This is a genomic window from Flavobacterium olei (assembly GCF_039749035.1).
GTDB lineage: Bacteria > Bacteroidota > Bacteroidia > Flavobacteriales > Flavobacteriaceae > Flavobacterium > Flavobacterium olei.
On sequence record NZ_JBDKWC010000007.1, the window covers coordinates 272,153 to 284,904 of the forward strand.

The 12,752-nt window shown below is 36.5% G+C and carries 7 protein-coding genes; 6 read left to right on the plus strand and 1 reads right to left on the minus strand.

From position 1 onward, the window contains the following. Nucleotides 1-69: 69 nt before the first annotated feature. From gltB to lysA, 3 genes are all read left to right on the plus strand, one after another. Nucleotides 70-4,584 carry a glutamate synthase large subunit gene (gene gltB, locus ABEB31_RS19135; RefSeq protein ID WP_347053265.1) on the plus strand — a complete coding sequence of 1,505 codons (4,515 nt, stop codon included), beginning with the start codon at nt 70-72 and terminating at the stop codon, nt 4,582-4,584. Nucleotides 4,585-4,742: 158 nt separating this feature from the next. After that, nucleotides 4,743-6,197: a glutamate synthase subunit beta gene (locus tag ABEB31_RS19140; protein ID WP_347053266.1), complete on the plus strand. Its 1,455-nt coding sequence runs from the start codon at nt 4,743-4,745 to the stop codon at nt 6,195-6,197. Between the two features lie 497 nt (nt 6,198-6,694). Further along, nucleotides 6,695-7,984: a diaminopimelate decarboxylase gene (gene lysA / locus ABEB31_RS19145; protein WP_347053267.1), complete on the plus strand. Its 1,290-nt coding sequence runs from the start codon at nt 6,695-6,697 to the stop codon at nt 7,982-7,984. A 409-nt stretch (nt 7,985-8,393) separates the two neighbouring features. On the opposite strand, the gene ABEB31_RS19150 is transcribed toward lysA, so the two are convergent. Continuing rightward, nucleotides 8,394-9,596, minus strand: a complete 1,203-nt coding sequence (locus tag ABEB31_RS19150) for an aminotransferase class I/II-fold pyridoxal phosphate-dependent enzyme (protein WP_347053268.1) — start codon at nt 9,594-9,596, stop codon at nt 8,394-8,396. A 297-nt stretch (nt 9,597-9,893) separates the two neighbouring features. On the opposite strand from ABEB31_RS19150, the gene ABEB31_RS19155 reads away from it, so the two are divergent. The 3 genes from ABEB31_RS19155 (at nt 9,894) to ABEB31_RS19165 (ending at nt 12,748) form a co-directional block, all read left to right on the plus strand. Then, a complete protein-coding gene (locus tag ABEB31_RS19155; protein WP_347053269.1) occupies nt 9,894-10,352 on the plus strand; it encodes an Lrp/AsnC family transcriptional regulator in 459 nt (152 codons plus the stop codon). Between the two features lie 288 nt (nt 10,353-10,640). Then, nucleotides 10,641-12,044, plus strand: a complete 1,404-nt coding sequence (lpdA, locus tag ABEB31_RS19160; RefSeq protein WP_347053270.1) for a dihydrolipoyl dehydrogenase — start codon at nt 10,641-10,643, stop codon at nt 12,042-12,044. A 161-nt stretch (nt 12,045-12,205) separates the two neighbouring features. After that, complete coding sequence (locus ABEB31_RS19165; protein ID WP_347053271.1) at nt 12,206-12,748, plus strand: lipocalin family protein; 543 nt, start codon at nt 12,206-12,208, stop codon at nt 12,746-12,748. The last annotated feature ends 4 nt before the right edge of the window (nt 12,749-12,752 follow it).

Here is a 12,752-nt window from a genome sequence, read left to right on the forward strand (position 1 = left end):
AAAGCAAAACCATAATTTCAATACATTATGTTTAATGAAATCTTTATTTTTGTAGAAAAAATATCAAGAATGAGAGTTAAAGAACAAGGGCTTTATCTGCCTGAATTTGAACACGACAATTGTGGTGCAGGATTTATTTGTAATTTGAATGGTATTAAGTCAAATGATATTATTCATAAAGCATTAGACATCTTAATTAAATTGGAACATCGTGGTGCCGTAAGTTCTGATGGAAGAACTGGTGACGGAGCCGGAATTTTATTCGACATTCCTCATGATTTTTTTAAGAAAGTTTGTGACTTTGAAATCCCTGAAGCAAGAGAGTATGCAGTAGGAATGGTTTTTTTACCAAAAAGCAAAAACCAGGTTTCTTTTTGCATGAATGCATTTGAATCGACTGTTAAAGATCAAAATTTAAAGATCTTAGGCTGGAGAGATGTACCTGTTGACGTTGAAAATTTAGGGCAAATAGCCGCAGAAAAAGAACCTACAGTTAAACAAGTTTTCGTTTCTAAAAACGGTCAGGATTTAACTGAACAAGAATTTAATGCAAAACTTTTTGCAGCTAGAAAAATTGCAGAACATGCCATTAGAGGATCTAAAACCTCAGAAAGCCACATGTTTTATTTTACTAGTTTATCGACAACTACTATTATATATAAAGGTCTTTTGATGCCGGAAGACATCAGCCGTTATTATATAGATTTAAAAGATCCGGACCTGGTTACACGTCTTGCACTTGTACACCAGCGTTTCTCTACCAATACTTTCCCGTCATGGGATCTGGCTCAGCCATTTAGATACATGTGTCATAATGGTGAGATCAATACACTTCGTGGAAACGTAAGCCGTATGCGTGCTCGTGAAGAGCTTATGCAAAGCAAGGTTTTTGGCGATGATATTAAAAAATTATTCCCAATTATCTTAGAAGGAAAATCTGATTCTGCTTCTATGGATATGGTTGTGGAACTTTTATTGATGACAGGACGTTCCCTTCCTGAAGCTATGATGATGGTGGTTCCTGAAGCATGGGAAAAACACCAGACCATGTCTGCCGAAAAGAGAGCTTTTTACGAGTTTAATGCTTGTATTATGGAACCTTGGGATGGCCCTGCTTCTATTCCGTTTACAGATGGTAACGTAATTGGAGCTTTATTAGACCGAAACGGTTTACGTCCTTCTCGTTATACACTTACACACAGTGGTTTCGTAATTATGTCTTCTGAAATTGGTGTCCTGGATATCGATCCTGAAGATGTAATTCAACACGGTCGTTTGGAGCCAGGAAAAATGTTCCTTGTTGATATGAACGAAGGCCGTATCATTGAAGATGAAGAGGTTAAAAAAGCGATAGTTACAAAACGTCCGTACCAACAATGGATAGACGAAAACTTATTGCCGTTAGCTAAAGTTCCGTATACGAACAACCCTACTCCTGTTGAAAAATTAGATTTCTTAACCAGACAAAAGTTATTTGGTTATACCATTGAAGATTTAAAAACCATCATTAACCCGATGGGAGGCCAGGGAGCTGAAGCAATTAGTTCTATGGGTAACGATACGCCATTGGCAGTATTATCAGACCAGCCTCAATTATTGTACAACTATTTTAAACAGTTATTTGCTCAGGTTACCAACCCGCCTTTGGATGGTATTCGTGAGGAAATTATTACTGACATTAGTTTAGCAATTGGTGGAGATTTCAACATTTTTGAAATTGAATCTAAACAATGTAAAAAACTAAAAATCCAAAATCCGGTTATTTCTAATGAAGATTTGGATAAAATTAGAAATATCGATCACGCAGATTTCAAATCGGCTACGATTTCTACTTTATACAAAATAGAAAAAGGAGTTAATGGATTAGAAAGAGCTTTAGAAAAATGTGTTCAGGCGACTTTTAAAGCCGTTTCTGAAGGATGTAATATCATCATTCTTTCAGACAGAGGTGTAAGCGAAGAATTAGCTCCAATTCCTATGTTATTGGCTTGTTCTTACATTCACCACTCTTTGAATATTTTACAGGTTCGATCTAAATTCGGAATCATTATTGAATCTGCAGAACCTCGCGAACCGCATCATTTTGCTTTATTGTTCGGATATGGTGCAAGTGCGATCAACCCTTACATGGTAAATGAAATTATTTACGATCAGGTTGCACAGGGATTCATTACCGGAGTAAAAGCAGATTACGCTGTTGTAAACTACAATAAAGCGATTGCAAAAGGAATCGTAAAAATCATGAACAAAATTGGTATCTCTACGTTACATTCGTACAGAGCTGCCCAGATTTTCGAGATTTTAGGTTTAAACAAAACATTTACTTCTAAATATTTCCCTTACACGCCTTCAAGAATCGAAGGAATTGGTTTGATGGAAGTAGAAAAAGAAGTCAAAAAACGTTTCCAGAAAGCCTTCCCAAATTCAAAAATTGCAAACTTGCTTTCTCTTGAAATTGGAGGTATTTACAGATGGAGACGCGGCGGTGAAAAACACATGTTTAACCCAACCACTATTTCTAAATTACAACAGGCAGTTCGTTTAAACAGCCCAGAAAGTTATAAAGAATATTCTAATGCTGTTAACGAGCAAAGCTCTAACTTAATGACGATTAGAGGTTTATTTGAATTCAACAATTTAGATCCGATTTCTATTGATGAAGTAGAGCCATGGACAGAAATTGTGAAGAAATTCAAAACCGGTGCGATGTCTTACGGATCTATTTCAAGAGAAGCGCATGAGAATTTAGCCATTGCAATGAACAGAATTGGCGGAAAAAGTAATTCCGGAGAAGGTGGAGAAGATCCAAAACGTTTCCAGAAAGAAATTAATGGAGATTCCAGAAACTCTGCAATCAAACAAGTGGCGTCGGGACGTTTTGGTGTTTCGATCAACTATTTGACAAACGCTAAAGAAATCCAAATCAAAATGGCTCAGGGAGCAAAACCTGGAGAAGGTGGACAGTTACCTGGAGAAAAAGTAGTGCCGTGGATTGCTGAAACCAGAAATTCTACACCTTATGTAGGTTTGATTTCGCCTCCGCCTCACCACGATATCTACTCGATTGAAGATTTATCTCAGTTGATTTATGATTTGAAAAATGCAAACCGTGAAGCTCGTGTAAACGTAAAATTAGTATCTGAAGTGGGAGTTGGAACCATCGCTGCAGGTGTTGCCAAAGCAAAAGCAGACGTTATCTTAATTTCTGGTTATGACGGAGGAACTGGTGCTGCACCATTGACTTCATTACAACACACTGGTATTCCGTGGGAACTTGGTTTAGCAGAAGCACAACAAACTTTGATCCTGAACGACTTAAGAAGCCGTGTAGTTTTAGAGTGTGACGGACAGTTGAAAACAGGTCGTGACGTTGCTATTGCTGCTTTATTAGGAGCAGAAGAATTTGGTTTTGCAACTGCACCGCTTGTAGCTTCGGGATGTATCATGATGAGAGCTTGTCACTTAAATACATGTCCGGTTGGTATTGCCACTCAGGATCCGGAATTGAGAAAAAATTTCAAAGGAACTCCAGAGCACGTAATCAACTTTATGTATTTTATTGCTGAAGAATTGAGAGAAATCATGGCTCAGTTAGGTTTCAGAACATTAAAAGAAATGGTTGGTCAGTCACAAAAATTAAATGTGAACAAAGCAATCAAACATTATAAAGCAAATGGCTTAGACTTGTCTCCTATTTTATACAAACCGGAAAAAGCGAAACATGTACCAAACCACAATACGACACAACAAGACCACGAGCTTGAAAATGTATTGGATTTTGATATCATTAAAGAAGCGATTCCGTCTATTTATAGAAAAGAGAAAACACGAGTAACTTTTAAAATTAAAAATACAGACCGTTCTGTAGGTGCTATTTTGAGTAATGAAATCTCAAAAATATATGGCGCACAAGGTTTACCTGATGACACTATTTTAGTTGATTTTGAAGGTTCTGCCGGACAAAGTTTTGGTGCTTTTGCAACAAACGGATTGTCGTTTAAAATTCACGGAAATTGTAATGATTATTTAGGAAAAGGTCTTTCCGGAGGAAAATTGATTATCAAAGTACCTCCTACTGCAACTTTCAAACCTGAAGAAAATATCATTATCGGAAACGTTGCCCTTTACGGAGCTATTACCGGAGAGGCTTATATTAATGGAATGGCCGGTGAACGTTTTTGTGTGAGAAATTCCGGAGCAACTGCTGTTGTAGAAGGAATTGGAGATCACGGATGCGAGTACATGACCGGCGGTACAGTGGTTGTTTTAGGAAAAACAGGAAGAAACTTCGCAGCGGGTATGAGCGGTGGTGTTGCTTATGTTTACGATCCTAATAACAAATTTGATGCTACAGTTTGTAATATGGAAATGGTGGCCTTTGACCCAATGGAGGAAGAAGACGTTACCAAACTACGAAAACTAATCAAAAATCATTCATTGTACACGAGCAGTCCATTAGCAAAAAGAATTTTAGCAGACTGGGAAAATGAACAACAGCACTTCGTAAAAGTAATGCCGACAGATTACAAAAAAGCATTACAAAGAATTGCAGAAGAGAAAAAAATAGAAGAATTAATAGCTTGATAAATGATTGTAGAGTTCAGATTTTAGATTTTAGATTGACGTAACCTCAAAGCTTTGCGAACTTAAAAACTCTCAAAGAATAAAAAAAAGCCTTTGCGCTCTTTGCGGTAAAAAACCTAGAATTTGGAATTTAATCATTTACATTTAATAAAATTGTCATGGGTAAAATAGGCGGATTTAAAGAATATAGCAGAGCCGACGAAAGTAATTTAGCAGTAGCAGAACGTGTTTCGAACTACAATGAATTTACTATTCCGTTAGCAAAAGACAAAATAAAAGAACAAGGATCAAGATGTATGGATTGTGGTATTCCTTTTTGCCACAGCAGTTGTCCGTTAGGAAATTTAATTCCGGACTTCAACGACATGGTACATCAGGAAGAATGGGAAAGCGCTTTAAGGATTTTACAATCCACAAACAACTTTCCGGAATTTACAGGACGCTTATGCCCTGCTCCATGTGAGAAATCATGTGTATTAGGGATTATCGCAGAACCTGTGGCGATCGAAAACATCGAGAAAAACATCGTAGAAAGAGGTTTTGCAGAAGGCTGGATTAAACCACAAATTCCTGCAACAAGAACTGGAAAAACTGTTGCTGTTATTGGTTCCGGACCTGCAGGTCTTGCAGCTGCGCAACAATTAAACAGAGCCGGACACACGGTTACGGTTTTTGAAAGAGACAATGCAATTGGTGGTTTATTACGTTACGGAATTCCGAATTTCAAATTAGAAAAAGGTATTATCGACAGACGTGTAGCTATTCTTGAAGCAGAGGGAATCACCTTTAAAGTAAATGTAAATGTTGGAGTAAACTTTAGCGTAAGCGAATTAAATGCTTTTGATTCTATCGTTTTATGCGGTGGAGCAACTGAAAGAAGAGGTTTGCCAACTAAAGGAGCTGACAGCAAAGGAGTTGTTCAGGCAATGGATTTCTTAACACAGCAAACTAAAGTTGTTTTTGGAGAATCTATTCCGGATCAGGTAAAAGCAACTGGTAAAAATGTAATCGTAATTGGTGGTGGAGATACAGGTTCAGATTGTATCGGAACTTCTAACAGACACGGTGCAAAATCGGTAACTAATTTTGAGATTTTACCAAAACCTCCGGTTGGAAGAAGCGAGTCAACACCATGGCCTTTCTGGCCGTTGCAGCTGAAAACATCTTCTTCTCACGAAGAAGGATGTGACAGAAACTGGTTAATCAATACTAAAGAATTTATTGCAAACGATAAAGGCGAATTAACCGGATTAAAAACTGTTGAAGTACAATGGAAAATGACTCCGGGACAAAGACCTGAATTAATCGAAAAAGAAGGTTCTGAGAAAATCTGGCCTTGCGAATTGGCTTTATTAGCTCTTGGATTTACAGGTCCGGAAAAAACGTTAAGCGAGCAATTGGGAATCGAAACAGATATGAGAAGCAATTACAAAGCTCATAATTATCAGACAAACGTTCCTCATATCTTCACAGCGGGAGATATGCGTCGTGGACAATCATTAATCGTGTGGGCTATTTCAGAAGGTCGCGAAGCAGCAAGAGAAGTAGATTTATTCCTTATGGGATCTACCAACCTGCCTACTAAAGGAAAAGGAGATTTACCGAGTTTATAATTTTAAGCTTCTAAGTTGCTGAGATGCTAAGCTCCTAAGTTTTTTCTTAGCATGCTTTCATCTTAAAATTTAAAAATCTTTATTCCGATAAACAACATAACTACTAACAAACCCTTGAATTTTAAATTCAGGGGTTTTGTTTTTTTGCCACGAATTGTACAAAATTCACTAATCCTTTTTTAAAATTAAAATTCTATTCAAACATAGCCCGAGGTTTCAACCTCGCGGACGCGAAATATATGACCATCGTTATAATCATCCGTTTCCCGAGGTTGAAACCTCGGGCTATGTTCTACAATATCAGCAAAGCATCATTTCAATTCTAATAATAATCTGTGAAAATCATTAGCAACAGTATTAAAAAATTAGTGTTATCCGTGCAATTCGTGGCAAAAAAAATTTGTAACTTTGAGCTTCTGCCCCTTTGGACTTAAAAGAATTTTATAAAAATTTGAAATAACAGACTTTTTGTTTAAAAACAAACAATTTGTTATAATTTGTTATTTTTCTACAATTTATTTGCTGATACACAAAAGAGTAATAACTTTGCTCAAAATAAGTTAAAAATGCAAGCAAAAGATTTACTGCAGTTAGCAGACCAATTTGGAAGTCCATTGTATGTTTACGATGCCGAAAAAATCCAATCTCAGTACAACAGATTAACCAAAGCTTTCTCTAAGGTAGAAAACTTAAGAGTTAATTACGCCATGAAGGCATTGTCTAATGTTGCGATTCTTCAGCTATTAAAGAACATGGGGTCTGGCTTAGACACTGTATCAATTCAGGAAGTTCAGTTAGGACTTCATGCTGGCTATGAACCGGAGAGAATTTTCTTTACACCAAACGGCGTTTCTTTAGAAGAAATTGAAGAAGTTGCCGCAATGGGTGTACAAATCAATATCGACAATTTATCAATTCTGGAGCAATTCGGAACCAAACATCCACATATTCCGGTATGTATTCGTATCAATCCGCACGTAATGGCGGGTGGAAATGCCAATATTTCTGTTGGACATATTGATAGTAAATTCGGAATTTCGGTACACCAGATTCCGCATATTTTGCGAATTGTTGAAAACACTAAAATGAGCATCGTTGGAATTCACATGCACACAGGATCTGATATTCTGGATATCGAAGTATTCTTGTATGCTGCTGAAATCTTGTTTGATACGGCTAAACATTTCAAAGATTTACAATTCTTAGATTTCGGAAGCGGATTTAAAGTTCCTTACAAAAAAGACGATATCGAAACCGATATTGAAGAATTAGGTAAAAAATTATCAAAAAGATTCAATTCTTTCTGTGCAGAATACGGCAGAGATTTAACCTTGATTTTCGAACCGGGAAAATTCCTGGTGAGCGAAGCAGGTTTCTTCTTAGCAAAAGTAAACGTAGTAAAACAAACAACATCAACAGTTTTCGCGGGAATCGATAGTGGTTTTAATCACTTAATTCGTCCCATGTTTTACGGTTCACAACATTATATCGAAAACATCTCAAATCCAAAAGGAAAAGAGCGTTTTTACTCTGTTGTAGGTTATATTTGCGAAACAGATACTTTTGCTAACAACCGCAGAATTCAGGAAATCAATGAAGGAGATATTTTAGCTTTCCGTAACGCTGGAGCATACTGTTTCTCCATGTCTTCGAACTACAACTCAAGATACAAACCAGCCGAAGTTCTATGGATGAACGGACAAGGAATCCTGATTCGTCAGCATGAAACTTTCGAAGATTTACTTAAAAATCAAATTCCGTTGCCACAAGAAGTCGCAGCAGTTTAAAATAAAAAAAAAGAGAATATCATCGAAGTCCCGTTTCTTAATTGAGGCGGGATTTTTTGTTTAGATTATTAGACTTCTTAGATGTTAGACATTTTAGATTTTTTAGTATCTTTTTTTTGTCAGGTTGAACTAATTTTTCGTCCAGTTTTGTCATTTCGACGAAGGAGAAATCTTCGCAAGTTGGTTCAGGCTGAAAAGACAAAGTTGAATATTTAGAAAATTAGTGAAAGGGAAATAATCCTTCAACAATAAATTTCACCAAAGCACCATTATCTCACAATTTTGTGTTTTTTAAAACCAAATCAAACTTCTGCTCTCCAAAGTGTTCTTAAATGTCGCAATAGCTGTACGAAGTCTCCCGACTTCGCACAGCAAAGAAAAATTTTTGTGAATCCAGAGAAATAAAACATTACATAATCCCAAGCTCAACCATACAGGCTTTCATCATTTCATAAGTCCGTTCAATATCATTATCCAGCCCGATCGAAAAACGGATCAGACCATCCGTTAATCCCATTTCTTGTTGCTCCTCCAGCGGAATTTCACTCGAAGTCGACGTCCCCGGAGCACTAAATAACGTTTTATAAAATCCTAAACTTACTGCCAGATAGCCTAAGTTTCTGGCTTGCATTAATTCCATCAATTCATTTGCTTTTGCTAAAGTTCCGACGTCAATCGTCATCATGCCGCCAAAACCATACTCCGGATTAATCATCGTTTTGTATAACTCATGACTTGGATGACTTTTTAAACCCGGATAAACTGTTTTTAATCCGTCATTTTCAAATTTAGTCGCTAGATATGTCGCATTATAACTGTGTTGCTTAATTCGAATATGAAGTGTTCTGAGGTTTTTCATTACGCTGGCTGAGCGCAGACTATCCATAGTAGGTCCCAAAAGCATACTTGCTCCGGAATTTACATTTTTCAATGCATTTATAAATTCTTTAGAAGCACAAGTTACACCGCCAACTGTGTCGCTGCTGCCGTTAATATATTTTGTAAGAGAATGAATCACAATGTCGGCACCCAATTTTGCAGGAGAAACAGACAGAGGCGAAAATGTATTATCTACTACCAGTTTCAGATTGTGTTTTTTTGCCATTTGAGCCAAACCGGCAATATCGGCGACTTCCAAAAGCGGATTACTTACGGTTTCGCAATACAAAACTTTAGTTTTAGAAGTAATTGCTTTTTCTACAACATCCAACTTTGTAATGTCTACAAAACTGGTTTCTATTCCAAAACGTGGCGTAAAGTTTTTAAGAAAAGCATACGTTCCGCCATAAATCGTCCGACTCGAAATAATATGATCTCCAGCACCACATAGCTGCAACAGCGTGGGTGTAATCGCTCCCATTCCCGAAGCCGAAACATTTGCCGTTTCTGTTCCTTCCATAGCTGCCAAAGCCTGATCCAGATATAAATTACTCGGCGACGAATGGCGAGAATATAAATAACAGCCTTCCATATTACCTTCAAAAGTATCAAACATGGTTTTTGCCGATAAAAAAGTATAAGTCGAAGAATCAGAAATCGACGGATTTACACCTCCAAATTCACCAAAATATTGCAGATCCTGAATTTTGTCTGCCGGGTTAAAGTCTTTCATTTTACAGTTTGTTTTTGTTTCAGCTTTCAAGTTTCAGGTTGTTGGAATTTGGAATCTGAAACTTGAAACTATTTTTTTTTGGAATGTTTATTTTCAAAAGAAATTCTATTCAAAGAAAAGTTTTATTAGAAAATTTGTCAACTTATATTTTCATATATAGATTTTAAATCTACTAAATATGAACATTGTAGATTATTTGTTTAATTTTATACCCAAAATGAACTCATAATAGTTTTTCTTTCATTTTGATAATCAATAATCAGGAATGATGGCTTCGTTCCGCGTAATGACAAAAAAATGACTTTAGACGCAACAGATAAAAAACTATTGGTTTTACTTCAAACCGACAGTAAAAAAACAACTAAAGAACTTTCTATAAAACTGAATTTATCTGTAACAGCGGTTTACGAACGTATCAAAAAGCTGGAGCGCGAAGGCATAATCAAAAATTATGTGGCATTAGTAGATAAATCCAAAATAGAAAAAGGATTTGTGGTTTTCTGTCATTTAAAATTGATTCAGCATACCAAAGAATTCCTGACCAAATTCGAAAGCGAAGTAATCAAACTCCCGGAAGTTTTAGAATGTCATCACGTAAGCGGTGATTACGACTATATACTTAAAGTCTTAGTAAAAGACATGCAAGCCTATAGAGAATTTTTAGTAACGAAACTGACTTCATTACAGCACATTGGCAGTACACAAAGTATGTTTATGATTAGCGAAGTGAAGAATTCAACGGTGATTTCTTTTTGATTTCTTATCCCGAGGCTTCGGGACTGAGATGCTGATGTTTTAATCTCGCAAAGACACAAAGTCGCAAAGTTTCAGTCGAAATGACAACTTCGAAAAAAGAACTTTGTGCCTTTGTGACTTTGCGAGCAAAAATACATCAGCAGAAAAAAACTTTTCGAATCTCTGCGTAAAACCTTTGCGAATCTCTGTGACACAAACCCAAATTTCACACAAAAAACATTGAAAATTAAACTTCAAACAGAACTTTATTGCTTAATTTTGTAACCGCTAAATTAAAATTAACAAACTATGAGTTCATTTGACGTAGTCATTATAGGTTCAGGTCCGGGCGGATATGTATCAGCAATTCGTTGCGCACAATTAGGTTTCAAAACTGCTATTGTAGAAAAATATAATTCATTGGGCGGAACTTGCCTTAACGTAGGTTGTATCCCTTCAAAAGCATTATTATCATCTTCTCATCATTATGCAGAAATTGCTCATTTTGCAGATCACGGAATCGAAGTTTCGGGAGATGTAAAAATCAATTTAGAGAAAATGATAGCCCGCAAGCAAGCCGTTGTAGATCAAACCGTAGGTGGAATAAACTACTTAATGGATAAAAATAAAATCACTGTTTTTAATGGTTTAGGTTCTTTTGTAGATGCAACGCATATCGCAGTTGCAAAAGCAGACGGAACATCTGAAACTATCGAAACCAAATATGCAGTAATTGCAACAGGTTCAAAACCATCTTCTTTGCCATTTATCAAAATTGATAAAGAAAGAATCATCACTTCTACTGAAGCTTTAGAATTAAAAGAAGTTCCAAAACATTTAGTAATTATTGGTGGTGGAGTTATTGGTATCGAACTTGGACAGGTTTACTTACGTCTTGGTGCTCAGGTTTCAGTAGTAGAATTCATGGACAGAATTATTCCCGGAATGGATAGCTCATTGTCTAAAGAACTGACTAAAGTGTTGAAAAAACAAGGAATGAAATTCTACGTTTCTCACAAAGTAAAATCAGTAGAAAGAAACGGCGATGCTGTAACAGTTCAGGCTGAAAACGCAAAAGGAGAAACAATTACATTAGAAGGAGATTATTCATTAGTTTCTGTTGGTCGTCGTCCGTACACAGACGGATTAAACGCTGACAAAGCAGGAGTAAAAATCTCAGACAGAGGACAAGTTGAAGTAAACGACCATTTACAGACCAATGTTCCAAATATTTATGCCATTGGCGATGTTGTTCGTGGAGCAATGTTAGCGCACAAAGCAGAAGAAGAAGGAACTATGGTTGCTGAGATTTTAGCAGGTCAAAAACCACATATCGATTATAACTTAATTCCTGGTGTTGTTTACACCTGGCCGGAAGTTGCGGCTGTTGGACAAACAGAAGAGCAATTAAAAGCTGCCGGAATTGCGTATAAATCCGGAAGTTTTCCATTTAAAGCTTTAGGACGTGCAAGAGCAAGTGCTGACTTAGATGGTTTTGTAAAAATCTTAGCTGATGAAAAAACAGACGAAGTTTTAGGAGTTCACATGATTGGAGCACGTACAGCAGATTTAATTGCCGAAGCGGTTACCGCAATGGAATTTAAAGCTTCTGCTGAAGACATTTCAAGAATGAGCCACGCGCACCCGACTTTCGCTGAAGCGGTAAAAGAAGCAGCATTGGCAGCGACAGAAAACAGAGCGATACACGTATAATTTTTTACGCTGAAATATATTTAAACCGTCTCGTTTTATAATGAGACGGTTTTTTTTATTTCTAAAATTTAATCTAAGTATCTTATAATATTCAAAAATAATTTTGTAAATTAGATATACAGTTTAGATGCTATCTTTATGATAATTAAAATGATAGCATTATGAAAACTAAATATATTGTTCCAATTTTGATTGGAGCAGGAATTGGACTCGCATTATCTTCCTGCGGGGGCGGAATTCCGAAAAAAGCACAAGCAGTTACCAATTTTGATGGTTCAAAATACCTTGGAAAATGGTATGAAATCGCCAGATTAGATTACAAATGGGAAAGAGATCTGGACAATGTAACTGCAGAATATTCTTTAAAAGACGATGAAACTATAAAAGTTGATAATAAGGGCTATAATGTCAAAAAAGACAAATGGGAACAAAGCATCGGGAAAGCTAAATATGTCAAAAAAGACAATATTGGTATGCTGAAAGTCTCATTTTTTGGTCCTTTTTATTCTGGTTATAATGTCGTAGCAATCGATCCCGATTACAAATACGCACTGGTGGCCGGAGAAAGTTTAAAATACATGTGGATACTTTCCAGAGAAAAAACAATTCCCGAAAGTGTAAAAGCAGACTATCTGATCAAAGCTCAGGAAATTGGTTATAAAGTGACCGATCTGGTTTGGGTGAAACATGATAAGTCAAATTAAAATA